Source organism: Clostridium sp. YIM B02555 (genome assembly GCF_022320955.1).
In the GTDB taxonomy this organism is placed as follows: domain Bacteria; phylum Bacillota; class Clostridia; order Clostridiales; family Clostridiaceae; genus Clostridium; species Clostridium saccharoperbutylacetonicum.
The window spans coordinates 121,290-137,426 of record NZ_JAKJJY010000006.1 but is presented as its reverse complement, the minus strand read 5'-3'; the positions used below and the strand labels follow the sequence as shown (position 1 = coordinate 137,426).

Here is a 16,137-nt window from a genome sequence, read left to right as displayed (position 1 = left end):
ATCATTGCTGACCCTATTGCAATATATATTTACTTCTACTCTCAAACTTTTAGTAATTCTATTAGTTAAAGAATTCTGTAAAAGCCTTTATTGTGTACTCATTATCAGCTACAGATGCTAATTCTCTTACTGAATGCATGCTTAATACTGGTGCTCCCATATCTATTACAGGGATATTTAGCTTTGCTGCAGTAATTGGCCCTATTGTTGTTCCACCTCTTAAATCTGATCTATTTACAAATACTTGGCATGGAACTTGAGCTTTTTCGCATACCGCTTTAAATATTGCACTTGCATAACTATCTGTTGAATAACTTCCTGATGCTGCAATTTTAAGTACTGGTCCTTTTCCTAATAAAGGCTTACTTGTTGGATCACATTTTTCTGTATAGTTTGGATGAATAGCATGAGCTAAATCTGCTGAAATCATTATCGAATTGCTTACTGCTCTTCTAAATTCTTCTCTTTCTTTTTTTAGACCTAAACTTATTCTCTCTAAAATATTTTCCAAGATAGAAGAATTTGCTCCTTGCTGTGTTAAACTTCCTATTTCTTCATTATCTAATGCCACTAACACCTTAGTTGCTTTAATTGGATTACTGTTTATTAATGCTTTCAATCCTGCAAATACCATCCAAAGATCATCCAATCTTCCGCAAGAAATAAATTCATTATTAAGTCCAACTGTCATACCTTCTGCATATTCATATAAGAATAAATCAAAATCTAAAATGTCTTCTGAATCTACTTTTAATGATTCTGAAATCAATTTAAGTAAATAATTATCTTTTTCTAGTTTATCCTCTACTATTGTAAATAATGGTAATACATCTTTTTGTTTATTGTATTCGTAACCTTCATTCACACTTCTATTCATATGTATTGCCAAGTTAGGAATGATTAAAACTGGTTTATTAATATCCACTAAACTTACTTTTGGTGCAAATGGATTCTCTCCTTTTAGTGTAACTCTTCCTGCTATACTCAAAGGTCTGTCAAACCAAGTGCTAAGTATTGGTCCACCATAAACTTCAGTATTTAATTTTAGATAATGTCCCTCAACTAACATTTCAGGATTTGGCTTTATTCTAAAACCAGGTGAATCAGTATGTGCTCCTATTAATCTAAATCCATCTTCTTCAATTTCGCCTGTTCCAATTTCAAAGGCTATTACTGCAGAATTATTTTTTGTAATATAATATTTTCCACCTTTTTTTAATTCCCATTGATCTTCTTCTTTTATTTCAGAATATCCTTGATTATTTAAAATATTTTTAATTTCTTGAGCACCTTGAAATGCTGTTTTACTTTTATTTATAAAATCTATTAATTCTTGTCTATTACTCATTTGTTTACACCTCTCCCTTTTTAATAACAAAAAACTACTTTACTATTATATACCTTTATTACTAATATTAAAATATTTCTTAATAATTATTAATTCTCAATCATCAATTGCCAATTCAATTCTCATATGGCCTTAATTTGATAGGACTTACATACTTCAAAAATTTTATACATTTCTATAAAGAGTCAAGATAATCCATAAAATAAAATTGTCAACCCAAAGTAAAACCCTTCACATATCAGGTGCATATAAAATACGAAAAAGTTGGCATATACATACAATATCCACCAACTTTTATAATATTTAAATTCTATTTTAAGATATGTAAGTTCTAATTAATATCGTACATTTCAATTAAAAAAATTCTCAAAGAAAAATAAATATAAAAACCCTACATTTGGCTACATGAACTTTTTCTTTAGAGCTTTTTGACTAATTGATAATTGAGCATGAACATTAATAATTGAAATATATTTAAATGAGCTTATATTTATGCAGTTCTTCTTTTAATATTTCTAAATTCTTGCCTTCCATAGGGAATAATGGCATTCTTAATGGCCCAACATTATATCCCATAAGACCCAAAGCTGTCTTTACTGGAATAGGATTTACTTCTATAAACAATGCATTTATAAGTTCTAAATATTCTGTTTGAAGTTTACTGCTTTCTTCTAATTTACCCTCAAAATAAAGACTACAAATATCATGTGCCTCCTTAGGCATAACATTTGAGAAAACAGATATTACTCCTTTTCCTCCAAGAGATAAAATAGGGAGAATTTGATCATCATTTCCAGAATAAATATTAAGTTCATCCTTACATAAAGCTTTTATCTTTGCAACAGCTGAAAGATCCCCACTAGCTTCTTTTGTTGCAACGATACGCGGATGCTTAGCTAACTCAACATATGTTTCTGGTGCTATGTTAACACCTGTTCTTGATGGAACATTATATAAAATAATTGGAATATTAACTCTGTCTGCAATATAATTATAATGCTTTATTAAACCACTTTGAGTAGTTTTATTGTAATATGGAGTAACTATTAATAGTGCATCTACTCCAACACTTTCAGCATATTTAGAAAGCTCTACTGCATAAATTGTATCATTAGAACCTGTCCCCGCAATTACTGGAACCCTCTTGTTTACATACTCTACTGTAAATTTTATAACTTCCCTATGCTCATCATCTGTCATAGTAGAAGATTCACCTGTAGTTCCTGCAATCACTATTGCATCACTTCCATTCTCTATATTAAAATCAATTAACTTTTTTAATTCAGAGAAATTAATACCATCTTCTGTAAAAGGTGTAACAATTGCAACTGCTGCACCTGTAAATATAATATCCTTCATATAAGTTTGCCCCCTTGAATATTTTCACTCTTTATTATAACACAGTAAAGTTACACTATAAACTTATAATATGTATAATTATAAATTTTATTATCCACAATTTATTATTGAAAATAGAAAATTCCATATTGTTAATTTACAACTAATCACTGAACATTGAGCCCTTATAATTGATAATTACCCATTGACTCATATATTTTTTAATATTGAATATGCTATTAATGTTGTAAACTGTTATAATTATAAATAAGTTTTGTTTTATAAAAGATTGGAGTGCTATTTAAATGTTTTTTAATTTAATTGTTAACAAATTTATAAAAGATAATACAAATTTAAAAGATGATAAAGTTAGAAATTCCTATGGTATTCTTGGAGGAATCATTGGGATTCTAGTTAATATAGCTTTATTTGTAATAAAATTTATTGTTGGTCTACTAGTATCAAGTATAGCCATCATGGCAGATGCATTTAACAACTTGTCTGATGCTGCATCTTCATTAATAACAATTTTAGGTTTTAAACTTTCAAACAAACCTGCTGATAAAGAACATCCCTTTGGCCACGGAAGAATCGAGTATCTTTCTGCACTAATTGTTGCTTTTATGGTAATGTTAGTTGGTTTGCAATTTATTAAATCCTCATTTGATAGAATAATTAATCCAACACCTGTAACCTTTGAATTAATTCCATTCATATTATTATTTGTATCTATATTTTTTAAGATTTGGTTATCAAGGTTCAATAAATTCATGGGAGAAAAGATTAATTCTGCTGCTTTGAAAGCTTCTTCTACAGATGCCTTGGGAGATGTTTTCACCACTAGCTGCGTTGCGATTTCATTTTTAGCTTCTAAATTCACAACCTTACCTATAGATGGATATATTGGGATGCTTGTTGCATTATTTATTGTTTATTCAGGTTTTAATTTAGTTAAAGATACTATAAATCCACTTTTGGGCGAAGCTCCAGATCCTGAACTCGTTGAATCTATAAAAAGAATGGTTGCTTCCTATGACAATATTCATGGTACCCATGATTTAATAATTCATAATTATGGTCCTGGTAAATGTATGGCATCTATTCATGCTGAAATTCCAAGTGATGTAAATATTATTACTATTCATGAAATAATTGATAAAGCAGAGAGGGAGATTTCTGAAGTTCTAAAGATATATTTAGTAATACATATTGATCCTATTTGTGTCATTGAAGGAGAGTCACAAGCAGCTTTTGAAGAAATTTTATCTATAATAAAAAAATATGACTATATAGAGTCTTTACATGACTTTAGAGTAGTTGGTGAAGGTGAAGTTAAAAATTTAATTTTTGATATAGTAATTAATCCACCAAAAAACTTTTCAATTACTGATAATGAAATAATTAATAATATCTCCACTGAATTAAAAAAATGTCATTCATCTTATAATTGTGTAATAACTATCGATAGACATTTTTCTTAATAAGTCCTATAACAATAATTATTTATTTTCATCACATTCTATTTGATAAAAATTATTTATTCATAATTTGAAATTAAAATCACAATATATGTTAAATAAAATAAATCTATGCTATGATTTTGTTATTAATATTGTTTTTAAGGGGGTAAAAATGTGAAATGTCCACATTGCGAGGAAGAATTAGGCCTTAATAATATCTGCATAAATCCTGTATGCTCATATTTTGGGACTGAAATAAAATTTTCAACTGATTCTGATAGAAATAATATAAAAAATGATACTCAAAATTATTCAAATATTAAAACTACTGCAAGCAATTCTTTTGAGTATACTCATAGATATTTTGATAAAAACTCTCAAACTTATAATAATATAGACAAGCAATCTACAGATAATTATTTTAAAGCTAACAATTGTATATCTAAAGAAGAATTAACTACATTTATAGGTAACAATGCTAATTATTATTTTAAATACATTGGTAAAATAAGAACTAATAATAAATTTTCTTCTTGGAATTGGCCTTGTTTTTTTCTTAATTCTTATTGGTTATTGTATCGTAAATTATATCTTCCAGCAGTTATATTGATTGGTATAAATTTTGCTTCATCAAAAATATTAGGCCACAAAACTTATTTATTTTTTATACTTATGTTACGTATTATAGTAACTATTTTTGCAAATAGTATTTATCTTAATCATTGCAAACAAAAAATCACAAAAATTAAAGCATCTATGTCATCTTTGAGCGAAATTCAATATTCTCAATACTTAAGAAAATTACGCAAAAAGGGTGGTGTTTCCTTAGCTGCCCCTATTTTTCTCCTTATAGTATCTATATTAGTTACTATAATTTATATCATTATATCCTTATCAACTATGTCTAAAGCACCTGGTTTTTATTCTGGTTCTTATTATCTATAAGAGCATGATACTAAAACAATACATATATATGTGTTTTAAATAAATGTTGGTGATATTGTTTTATAGTTTATAGTTTATTTTTAATTCTACATTAAAATGCTCAAGTATCTATTGTCAATGATCTGTAATTGATACTAGGACAATTTATACTTGAGCATTTATTATATAACAACATTTATTTTAAACATCTTAACATAAACTATAATTATTAATATTCAGTTATCAATTATTAGGGAAATCCCCTAAGTATTTCTTCAATTGATATGTTCAATCTTTATTAGAAATTATATATAATTTTTTAAAGGTATTATAGTACCTTTGATAAGAAGTCTATTGTACGTGGATTTTGTGGATTCTTAAATACTTCATCTGGAGTTCCTGATTCTATTATTTTTCCGCCATCTATAAATAATATTCTATCTCCAACTTCTCTTGCAAATCCCATTTCGTGAGTAACAACTACCATTGTCATACCTTCCTTCGCAAGGTTTTTCATAACACTTAAAACTTCTCCAACCATTTCAGGATCTAAAGCTGAAGTTGGCTCATCAAAAAGCATAACATCTGGCTGCATAGCTAAGGCTCTAGCTATTGCAATTCTCTGCTTTTGTCCTCCTGATAATGAAGCAGGATATGCATCTATCTTATCCAATAATCCTACCTTTTCTAATAGTGAAACAGCTATTTTCTTAGCTTCATCCTTTGACATTCCTTTTACTTTTATAGGTGCTAAACATATATTTTCACAAACAGTTTTATGAGGAAATAGATTAAAGTGCTGGAACACCATCCCCATCTTTTCTCTCATTTCATCTATATTGGTTGCTTTTGAAGTTATATCTTTACCTTCAAAAGTTATTGTACCTGAAGTTGGTTCATCTAATAGATTAAGGCATCTTAAAAATGTACTTTTACCTGATCCAGATGGTCCAATTATAACTACAACTTCACCTTTTTGAATATGCTCATCTATACCCTTTAATACTTTATTTTTTCCAAAGCTTTTATGTAAATCATTAACGTATATCACTAGCTTTAAGCCTCCTTTCTACATAACCCAAACCTCTTGTCAAAGTGAATGTTAATATAAAGTAAACTACAGCTGCAACAATTATTGGTTCTAATCCTAATGCTGTATTCCCCCTTACTATTCCTGCCTTAAACATAAGCTCTGCTACTCCTATGACAGAAACCTGTGATGACTCTTTAACTACAGAAATAAACTCATTTCCTAAAGCTGGCAATATATTTTTAAATGCTTGAGGTATTATTATTTCAAACATTGCTAATCTTTGATTCATACCTAAACTTCGTGCAGCTTCCATTTGCCCCTTATCTACTGCTTCAATTCCAGCTCTTATTATTTCAGATACATATGCAGCAGAATTTAATGCTAAAGCAATTACACCAACCAACAAATCTCCAATTGGAATATCCATTATTTTTGGCAGTCCATCAAGCGTAGGAAACCCAATATAAATTATATAGATTTGAACTAAAATCGGAGTACCTCTTACAAATTCAACATAAACTTTTGAAATTAAGGACAAAGCTTTAATTTTAGAACGTCTTAAAAGTGATAATATTAATCCTAAAATAGTTCCGAATATAACTGCAAAAAAAGCTAATAAAATAGTTATTACTGCTCCTTTTAAATAATAATCATAATATTGATTTAAAAATGAAAAATTCAATTCTTTCCCTCCTAATTATTAATTTAGTAATGATCAATTATCAAGGCTCAATTGTCAATAAACTCATTGCCTCCACTGAAAACTCAGTATTAAGCTAATATTCAATAGTCTATTATCAACAATCACTCATCCATTATCGTTGATAATTGACAATCGATAACTGACAATTGCAAATTGATTCCTTGTCAATTATCACTGCTGAAAGGCCACTTGTCAATGCTTAATTATTTACTTCTGATAAATAATCAATAGCTGTTTGTAAAAATAAAGCAACTCCCTTATATAATACCGAATCATCCATAAGATATTTTGAATTATGTGCTGGATATACTATTCCATCTTCAAATGCCATTGGATTACATAACCTAAAATAGCAGCCTCTAACCCTTTCAAAGAAAAATCCTGCATCTTCTGCCCCCATATTATATTCCTTTTCAATATGAATTTCATCTTCTTTTAATATTTTTTTCGAAGATTTTAGGAACAGGTTTACCATATTATCATCATTAACAACTCCAGAACATCCACCATCAAAATTCAATTCATAGTCTGCTCTCATTAATTTGGTTAATCCTGCTACAATTTCTTCTATTCTTCTTAATACATATTTTCTTGTTTCTACATCTGTATTTCTTACAGTTCCCTTTACTTCTACCATATCAGGAATAATATTATTAGAATTTTTTCCCCCTTGAATACTGCTAAAGCTTATAACTGTTGGTATAGTTTGTTTTATTTCTCTAGTTAAGATATATTGAATATTGTTGATAATTAATGTAGCAATAGAGATTGGATCTATGCATAAATCTGGAGTGGATGCATGTCCCCCCTTGCCAATTATTTTCATGTTAATTGGATCCTCATATGCACTTACACTTCCATACTTAACCATTACATCTCCGTTTTTATAATCTTTTAAAGTATTCTCAACATGTAATGCTAACATTGCATCCACTTTAGGATTTTCTAAAACTCCATCTTCAATCATTGCTAATGCTCCACCTGGTGCACATTCCTCGGATGGTTGAAATATTAATTTCACTTTTCCATTTATTTTTTCTTCATTATCTTTAAGTATTTTAGCCACTCCAAGCAATATTGCCATATGTGCGTCATGACCACAAGCATGCATATTCTCATTTTCAGATTTAAAAGCTAACTTTGTTTCTTCTTTAATTTCCAATGCATCCATGTCCGCTCTTATAGCAATTGTTTTCCCAGCTTTCTTACCCAAAACAGCCGATATGCCAGAATGCTTTTCATATGTAGTATAAGCAACACCTATTTCATCTAATCTATTTTTCACATACTCACACGTACTTGGTAAATTAATGCCTATTTCTGGTATTTTATGAAGATCTCTTCTCCATTTTACTATTTCCTCATTTAAATCAAAAGCTTCGCTCATTATATTCATTGCTATAATCACATCCTATCAATAATAAGTTAAGGCATCACAATCTTAATATTTTAAGAAGTGTTGCCTTAAACTCTAATTTCTACTGTCTTAATTGTTTTATTAAATCATATTAACTACTATAAGTAATTATTCTGCTAATTTATTTGCATCTGTGAAAAGTTGTTTAATCTTATTTTCATCTTGTAATTTCTTTAAAGTTTTGTTTACTTCTGCTTTTAAATCCGAACCTTTTTTCATTGCTACTGCACATCCACCATCTGGATCTTTAACTTCTAAATTACTTGCAATTGCAATTCCTGGATTCTTTTGAACAGTTATATCTGCAACTGTTGATTCAACTAAAACTGCATCTACTTTTTTATTCTTCAAATCTAATATTAAATCAGGAACTTTATCTAAAGATTTAATTTTATCTGCATCAAAGTTGTCCTTTGCAATACCTTCTTGGATTGATCCCTTTTGAACTCCAATTTTCTTTCCTTTTAAGTCTTCAATTTTGCTTATTGAAGCTTCTTCTCCTGATCTTAATATAAATCTATGTGAAGCAACAAAATATATATCTGAGAAATCTGCATTTTGTTTTCTTTCTTCTGTTGGTGTCATTCCTGCAAACACCATATCAACCTTATCTGCTTGAAGCGCTACAAGTAATCCATCAAAAGCCATATCCTTCATTTCAAGTTCTACCCCTAAATCTTTTGCAAATTGCTTTGCAATTTCAATATCAAATCCAACTATTTGATCTTTTCCATCTATTTCTTTATGGAATTCATATGGTGCATAATCTGCACTTGTTCCAACAACAAGTTTTCCTTTTGACTTTATTGCTTCTAGTGTTGATCCTGCTGTTTTTGTAGTTCCAGTTCCAGCATTACCTGTATCCTTTTTTTCAGTATTTCCGCAGCCAACCATACCTATTGCTAATGTTGTTACTGCTACTACAGCTATTAATTTCTTTATTATTCCAATTTTCATTATTTATCCCTCCGCTTTTCCATCACTAATCATTAGCATAATTATACACACATTTTTATATTTATGCAATACTATTTTTTTAACTTTTTTGAATAAATATTAAAAATATCATTTTAATTTAATTATTTAAGTATACATAATATTCCTCAATAAATTATGTAAATATTTCTATAACTGCAGTATTCAAGCTAGCTTGGATCATTAGTTTAAGAGTAAGTATTGAAAATTTATAATTACAGATCATATTATTTTTAGTTTGCATAATTGGTAAAAATTTATTCATAAAAATAGTGACAAGCTTGGAATTTCACCCCAAACTTGTCACCACTTTATTCATATTCAATTATCAATTTTCAATGATCAATTAATTATATAAGCTCAAAGAAAAAGATCAAATTTCCAATTGTAAAAACTCCAAGAAAAAAGTTCGTGCCGCCAAATATATAAACTCCAATGAGAGAGCTTATGTTTCCAAAGATTAAAGTTCCAAGGAGAAAGCTTATATTACCAAATACAAAAGCTCAAAGAGAAAGTTCATGTTTCCAAATGTAAAAGCTCCAGGGAGAAAGTTCATGTAACCAAATATAAAATTTGGACACTTACTTTTTGGACATTCACTTTTTGAATACTCACTTCACTTTCAAAATATCTCAAATTAAGATGTACAGCATTAATTAGAACTTATATGTTTAACAACTGATAGCCTATGTAATGCTCTAGTACACATAATATACTTAACTAACGGTTGGATTTCACTTTCTTCTACTATTATTACGCCATCAAATTCCAAACCTTTTGCTAAATATGCTGGAATGAGAACTCTTCCACCTTTATAAGTAATATCCTCACTATCTAAACTTTGTATACTCATTTTTTCCTTAATAACAGGAGCAAATTTATTTAGTTCTTCTTTTCCATTGAAAATTATCGCTATATTTTCATAGCCATCATCCTCGTAATCTTCTAAGATAGAACTAATTGTATTTACAAATTCATCGCTATTTGACGTATCTTCTTCTATTACAGGCTCTCCTTTTCTAACTAAAGGCACAATTTTATCCACTTCTAAAAAGGCATTTGCATATTCCATAATTTCTTGGGTTGACCTATAACTCTTATTTAACTCATAGGTTTTAATTTCTGCATTTATATCATTAAAAACATCTTCTAAATGAAGCATTGCTGGCTCATCTTCAGTATTTATTAATCTTTGATTTGAATCTCCTACTATTGTATAGCTCTTACAACCTGTCATTTCCTTAATTATTTCAAATTGTATCATGCTATAATCCTGAGCTTCATCAATAACAATATGCTTTATTTCTTCTCTCATTTTTATGCCTTTTAATTTAACTGATAAATACAAAATTCCTGCTAAATCCATATATCCTAAGCTGTCATCCGAAATTTCATTATCTAAATCATCAGTTTTTTCAACATATTCTTTTCCTAAATTTGAATTAACTATTCTTTTGTAAATGTCTATAATCGATTCTGGTCTAATCCAAGTATCCAATTCATCACGTGAATTCATAACAGCTCTAACAATTTCTCTTATTTTAATTTTTCTCAAATATTCTAAATTATTCTTTTCAGTTGCTAATTCTTCTTCAGATAAGCTATTAATTTTTTCTTTGAATTCAGTATTTAATTTATAAAATTCCTCATCTCTTTTATCTTTAATATTAGATATGAGTATTCTTTTTATTTTTTCACTTCTTCTAAACAAAGGCATATCCTTATAATAAACGTTAAATAATTCCTTAATTTCGTCAATTGCTACTATATCTTCGCCTTTAAATTTTACTGGTTTTATTTTAAAGTATTCCTTATCTAGTCCATGAATATTGAAATTCAGTAATTTCAAAAATTCTTCTGAACTTTTATATTTATACTCCTTGAATGCATCAGTATTCCCATTCATAACCTCTTCTACAGAACTTGAGAAACCTTTGATATTTTCATATTCTAAACCAAGCTCTTTTCTTGCAAAGTTTTCAAAAGTTGTTTGCTTTATATTGCTTTCTCCAAGAGAAGGCAATACTTGAGCTATATAATCCATAAAGATATCATTAGGAGCAAAAATTAGCACTTTATCTCCAAATTGCTTTCTAAAATTATAAAGCAAATATGAAATTCTGTGAAGAGCAATAGTAGTTTTCCCCGATCCTGCAACTCCATTTACAACTATTACTTTATTTCTATCTTCTCTAATAATTTCATCTTGTTCCTTTTGAATAGTCATAACAATATCTTTCAATTTATCCGATGAATTTTCAGTTAAGACCATTTGAAGTATTTCATCTTTAATATCAACAGCTGAATCAAATATACCTTTAAGCTCTCCCTTTTTTATTATCAACTGCTTTCTTGATAAAATATCTACAGCTACTTCCCCTGATGGTGGAGTAAAGCTTGATTTTCCAAGTGCTCCTTTATAAAATAGAGCAGCAATAGGTGCTCTCCAGTCAACAATTAATGGCTCAAAATTATCTTCTAATGTAAAACCATATCTTCCGATATAAATATCTTCTGGAATTTCATCATCTTCTTTAAATGTAACCTTTCCAAAATACGGCGATTCTTTAAGCTTAGTAAATTCCATTAATCTTTTATCAATTGTCTTATATGCTTCTTCCTTAACATAATTCTCATGATCAAAGTAATCTATAACTTGATCTTCATCATCCTTATATTCTTCAATATATTTTTTTCTGGCATCTAAAATATAATTGGTCACATTCTTTCTTTTCTCTAAATACTTTAATATTTCCTTATTTAAGGTATCCAAAATTTCATTTAATTTACTTTCTTCTTGTAAAAAATCCACTTGTTTATTCAAAATTTATCCCCCTTTAGTTCAGTTATGAGTTACACCTATAAAAAGAGCAGCTATGCTGCAATACGGAACTTAAAATTAGTTATGAGTCAACAGTTAGTTTAAAGTTAAGAATTATGAGTTTAGAGTTGACAGTTAGTTAACAGTTAAGTTAGCTTTGAGTTAACAACTGGTTATTCATTATTAGTTTTTGGTTATTATAGATATCCAATTTAAAGATCAAACTTATAAATGGAATATACATGCATTATTGATAAAATATAATCGTAACACTACACTAGAAATTAGATACATATTTGTTTCTTTATTTTGCATTTTTAATCAACTGTTGTCAACATTAAAATGCACAATGACGGATTATAATTTTTTGTTCATCTTCCCCCATTGTGCATTCATTATTAGTATTTTCTAATAAATTTTATATATTCTTATCTTCATTTTCTGTATTGTTGTATTCTGATTTTATTTCTTGTTGTTCTTGTTCTTCATGGTTATTTAATGAATTACTTTCCAATAAATCACCTGTAACCTCACTCTTTTTTTCAGAAGTATTATCTTTATCATCTATAATAACATCTAAAGAATGCTTCTTAGCTCTTTTCTCTTCTATTTCTTTTCTTCTTTTTTCATTTTCAGACTTTTCTTTTTCTCTTTCTTCCTTCATTTCTGGATATTTCTCATAAACTATTTCTAAGAATTCTTCACTAAATATAGTTTCTTTTTCTAAAAGCGTATTAGCTATTTTCTCTACCAATTCTTTGTTTTCAGTTAATATTTGTTTTGCCTTTTCATGAGAAGTTCTTATTATTTTTAAAGTTTCCTCATCTATTAATGTAGCTGTTTCTTCACTACAATTCTTAACTGCTCTTCCATCTAAATATCTATTTTCTATGGATTCTAATGCAACCATATCAAATCTTTCTGACATTCCATACATAGAAACCATACTTCTTGCAATTGATGTAGCTTTCTTAATATCATCAGATGCTCCTGCTGTAACTATATTAAAAAATACTTCTTCAGCTGCTCTTCCTGCAAGAATAGAAACTATTCTATTTATAAAATATTCTTTTGATGGTAGGAACTTTTTATCCTCTTCCTCAGTATACATAGTATATCCTAATGAACCCATTGTTCTAGGAACTATTGTTATTTTATGTACTGGGTCTGTTTTAAGTATTGCAGCTGCAAGTGCATGCCCTACTTCATGATAAGATACTATTTCTCTTTCTTTTGGTGAAAGAATTACATCCTTCTTTTCTTTTCCTGCTATTACAACTTCAACTGATTCTCTTAAGTCTTCTTGAAGCACTGTTTTTCTGCCTCTTCTTACTGCTCTTAAGGCCGCTTCATTTATGATATTTGCAAGATCAGCTCCAACAGCGCCTGGAGTACTTCTAGCTATCTCAGCTAAATTAACATCTTCACCTAAATGCACATTTTTAGAATGAACATTTAGTATTGCTTCTCTTCCCTTAAATTCTGGTCTATCAACAATAACTCTTCTATCAAATCTACCTGGTCTTAAAAGCGCCTTGTCAAGTATCTCAGGTCTATTTGTAGCTCCAAGGATAACTATACCCTTTGATGAATCAAACCCATCCATTTCAGATAGTAATTGATTTAAAGTTTGTTCTCTTTCATCATTACTTTGCATTTGATTATCTCTACTTTTACCAATTGCATCTATTTCATCTATAAATATGATACATGGTGCCTTTGCTACTGCATCCTTAAATAACTCTCTAACTCTTGATGCTCCAACTCCAACAAACATTTCAACAAAACTTGAACCTGATAGTGAGAAGAATGGTACTTTAGCTTCTCCTGCTACAGCTTTAGCTATAAGTGTCTTTCCTGTTCCTGGAGGTCCTACAAGTAAAACTCCTTTAGGTAATTTAGCTCCAATTTCAGTATATTTTGTTGGCCCATTTAAGAAATCTATTACTTCTTTTAATGATTCTTTAGCTTCTTCTTGTCCTGCAACATCATCAAAAGTTACTTTTATTTCACTTTCCATATAAACCTTGGCGTTATTTTTGCCGATGCCCATGACACCGCCTCCACCTCCGCCCATTTTGGAGAACAAGAATTTCCACATAAAGAATATTAGAACTAAAGGTAATATCCATGTAAGTACAAAGTTCATTATAGGAGCTTCTTTACTAGGACTTTGACCATAAAAATCAACATTGGCCGCTCTTAGTGCTGAAATTAAATTTTCATCAGCTATATTGGCTGTATATAATGTTTTTCCCTTATATTCTTGATTATTTTCACTTGGTGTGATTAATAAATTGTCACTTGTTATAACAACCTTAGAAATTTCCTTGTCTTGTAAAAGCTGCATAAACTCATTATATGTAATTGCCTTATTTGTAACTGAATCTCTTGCATAGTTAAATGCCATAACAAATGCAATTGCTATTATAAAGTAAGTAATTGCTACTATAAATGAATTTTTATCTTTGTTATTTTTTTTATTATTTTTATTGTTATCTATCATCTAATCACCTTCTCTTATACAATTTGTTATTTACAATAATACTTAAAGATTAGATTATTCTCTCCACATATCTTCCATATCACTTTTGATTTGTGACTTTCTTTTCAATGTAGATATTACATCTATTTCAAAATATTCATTCACTTTAACTAAAATATCGCCTTCTTTGAACTCACCTTTTATATTCTTTAAAGATATTTCCTGCATTTCCCCAGCTTCATTCTCAACAATTGCAAAAGTGCCTTCTACTCTATCTATTATATACTTTTCACTCATGTAACATCCTCTTTTCATAATATAAATTAATTCTAAGATTAGTTAACCAATCCTTTTATCCCACGAGTAGTTAATTTCAATTATCAATTTGTAAAGCAGTATTATATTTTTACATATGTTAACATAATTAATTGTCAAATATCAGCGAAATTTAAAATTTTCTATGGAATTATTTAGTAGAGTATAAACTTCCAAACTCATTAAATGGATAAAATTTAATTTGAGCTTTTCCTTGAATCTTTGAAGCATCTATATATGGATTAGCCCACTTTCTAGCATCATTAGATCGATTTCTGTTATCCCCTAAAAAGAAGAATTTATTTTGTGGTACATCAAATGTACCATTATAAATCTCATTATTTTTAACATAATTTTCCTTAATATCTTGGCCATTAATATTAACTATACCATTATGTATTTCAATATGATCTCCTGGAAGTCCTATTGCTCTCTTTATAAGTACTTCGCTTAATTCATCTGAGTAAAATACAATTATATCTCCTCTTTTTATGTTACTTGTATCATAAACTCTTGTTACCATTAATTTATCACCAACATTTAAAGTTGGAACCATTGATTCACTAGGTATATAAACATTATACACTAAAAACTTATTTATTAAACACGCAATTCCTATAGCCGCAACAATTGGAATTATCCATTCTCTAAAAAAGCTTCCTTTACCTATTAGTTTTGACATTAATCCTTTTTTTGATAAATCTGTTTCTATAGTTTCTTTCATTAGATGTTCTCCTTCTTATTTAAACACTTCAAACTTATTTATTGGATAATACCTCAATATTGCCTTTCCTTCTATATATGATGCATCTACATAAGGATTTATCCAGTGTCTTGAGTCATTTGAATTTGCTCTATTATCTCCTAAGAAAAAATATTTATTTTCTGGTACTTGAAATGATTTGTTGATTATTTCATTATTTTTAACATAATCTTCTTGTAGTTTTTCACCATTCCTATACACAATACCTTCTTTTATATCTATTTTATCACCTGGAAGACCTATTAATCTTTTTATTAAAATTTCTCCTGGGAATTCATCATTTTTAAATAAAACTATCTCCCCTTCTTGTAAACTCTTAGTATCATGTACCCTTGATACGATTAATCTATCTTTGATCTGTAAGGTTGGCAACATAGATCCGCTAGTAATCCAAACACCATAACCCACAAAATTCCATATTAAAAGTATTATGCAAGCAACAACAGATAAATCTATTATCCACTCTTTTAATTTTGATTTTTTCTTAGTTTTATTAGCTTCTTCTATTTGATTTTCATTATTTTCTGCCACTATGCTACCTCCATAAAAGATTTA

Annotated in this window: 13 protein-coding genes; 2 read left to right on the top strand and 11 right to left on the bottom strand. The window is 28.7% G+C overall.

The window, feature by feature from the left end:
* Positions 1–61: 61 nt before the first annotated feature.
* Both L3B98_RS11090 and dapA read right to left on the bottom strand, forming a co-directional pair.
* On the bottom strand, positions 62–1,348 hold the full coding sequence (locus L3B98_RS11090) for a M18 family aminopeptidase (protein WP_015395504.1): 1,287 nt from the start codon (positions 1,346–1,348) through the stop codon (positions 62–64).
* A gap of 474 nt (positions 1,349–1,822) precedes the next feature.
* Positions 1,823–2,707: a 4-hydroxy-tetrahydrodipicolinate synthase gene (gene dapA / locus L3B98_RS11085; protein WP_238916645.1), complete on the bottom strand. Its 885-nt coding sequence runs from the start codon at positions 2,705–2,707 to the stop codon at positions 1,823–1,825.
* A gap of 284 nt (positions 2,708–2,991) precedes the next feature.
* On the opposite strand from dapA, the gene L3B98_RS11080 reads away from it, so the two are divergent.
* On the top strand, positions 2,992–4,167 hold the full coding sequence (locus L3B98_RS11080; RefSeq protein ID WP_238916644.1) for a cation diffusion facilitator family transporter: 1,176 nt from the start codon (positions 2,992–2,994) through the stop codon (positions 4,165–4,167).
* A gap of 153 nt (positions 4,168–4,320) precedes the next feature.
* Positions 4,321–5,091 carry a DUF2628 domain-containing protein gene (locus L3B98_RS29095; RefSeq protein ID WP_238916643.1) on the top strand — a complete coding sequence of 257 codons (771 nt, stop codon included), beginning with the start codon at positions 4,321–4,323 and terminating at the stop codon, positions 5,089–5,091.
* A gap of 307 nt (positions 5,092–5,398) precedes the next feature.
* Here the strand turns inward: L3B98_RS29095 and L3B98_RS11070 are convergent, their stop codons facing one another.
* The 9 genes from L3B98_RS11070 to lepB (L3B98_RS11030) form a co-directional block, all read right to left on the bottom strand.
* Complete coding sequence (locus L3B98_RS11070) at positions 5,399–6,121, bottom strand: ATP-binding cassette domain-containing protein (protein WP_015395508.1); 723 nt, start codon at positions 6,119–6,121, stop codon at positions 5,399–5,401.
* Positions 6,108–6,785 carry an amino acid ABC transporter permease gene (locus L3B98_RS11065; protein ID WP_015395509.1) on the bottom strand — a complete coding sequence of 226 codons (678 nt, stop codon included), beginning with the start codon at positions 6,783–6,785 and terminating at the stop codon, positions 6,108–6,110. Before L3B98_RS11065 ends, L3B98_RS11070 begins: the two co-directional genes overlap by 14 nt.
* A 220-nt stretch (positions 6,786–7,005) precedes the next feature.
* The gene (locus tag L3B98_RS11060; protein WP_238916642.1) at positions 7,006–8,202 is read right to left on the bottom strand and encodes a M20 family metallopeptidase; all 1,197 of its coding nucleotides are present in this window, start codon (positions 8,200–8,202) and stop codon (positions 7,006–7,008) included.
* A 129-nt stretch (positions 8,203–8,331) separates the two neighbouring features.
* Positions 8,332–9,180, bottom strand: coding sequence for an ABC transporter substrate-binding protein (locus L3B98_RS11055; protein ID WP_238916641.1), 849 nt, complete (start codon positions 9,178–9,180; stop codon positions 8,332–8,334).
* 670 nt (positions 9,181–9,850) lie between these two features.
* Positions 9,851–12,022 carry an RNA polymerase recycling motor HelD gene (gene helD, locus L3B98_RS11050; protein WP_238916640.1) on the bottom strand — a complete coding sequence of 724 codons (2,172 nt, stop codon included), beginning with the start codon at positions 12,020–12,022 and terminating at the stop codon, positions 9,851–9,853.
* A gap of 415 nt (positions 12,023–12,437) precedes the next feature.
* A complete protein-coding gene (gene ftsH, locus L3B98_RS11045; protein WP_238916639.1) occupies positions 12,438–14,525 on the bottom strand; it encodes an ATP-dependent zinc metalloprotease FtsH in 2,088 nt (695 codons plus the stop codon).
* A 54-nt stretch (positions 14,526–14,579) separates the two neighbouring features.
* A complete protein-coding gene (locus tag L3B98_RS11040) occupies positions 14,580–14,801 on the bottom strand; it encodes a DUF3006 domain-containing protein (protein WP_238916638.1) in 222 nt (73 codons plus the stop codon).
* A gap of 169 nt (positions 14,802–14,970) precedes the next feature.
* Positions 14,971–15,501 carry a signal peptidase I gene (gene lepB / locus L3B98_RS11035; protein WP_173682166.1) on the bottom strand — a complete coding sequence of 177 codons (531 nt, stop codon included), beginning with the start codon at positions 15,499–15,501 and terminating at the stop codon, positions 14,971–14,973.
* A 57-nt stretch (positions 15,502–15,558) separates the two neighbouring features.
* Entirely contained in the window at positions 15,559–16,113 is a 555-nt protein-coding gene (gene lepB / locus L3B98_RS11030; protein ID WP_015395516.1) for a signal peptidase I, read from the bottom strand.
* Positions 16,114–16,137: the final 24 nt, after the last annotated feature.

Bases quoted from the DNA above. Each gene is read 5' to 3' on its own strand.
- lepB (WP_173682166.1), bottom strand. From the start codon at position 15,501: ATGTCAAAACTAATAGGTAAAGGAAGCTTTTTTAGAGAATGGATAATT.
- ftsH (WP_238916639.1), bottom strand. From the start codon at position 14,525: ATGATAGATAACAATAAAAATAATAAAAAAAATAACAAAGATAAAAAT.
- L3B98_RS11055 (WP_238916641.1), bottom strand. From the start codon at position 9,180: ATGAAAATTGGAATAATAAAGAAATTAATAGCTGTAGTAGCAGTAACA.
- L3B98_RS11080 (WP_238916644.1), top strand. From the start codon at position 2,992: ATGTTTTTTAATTTAATTGTTAACAAATTTATAAAAGATAATACAAAT.
- L3B98_RS11090 (WP_015395504.1), bottom strand. From the start codon at position 1,348: ATGAGTAATAGACAAGAATTAATAGATTTTATAAATAAAAGTAAAACA.
- L3B98_RS11040 (WP_238916638.1), bottom strand. From the start codon at position 14,801: ATGAGTGAAAAGTATATAATAGATAGAGTAGAAGGCACTTTTGCAATT.
- L3B98_RS11060 (WP_238916642.1), bottom strand. From the start codon at position 8,202: ATGAATATAATGAGCGAAGCTTTTGATTTAAATGAGGAAATAGTAAAA.
- dapA (WP_238916645.1), bottom strand. From the start codon at position 2,707: ATGAAGGATATTATATTTACAGGTGCAGCAGTTGCAATTGTTACACCT.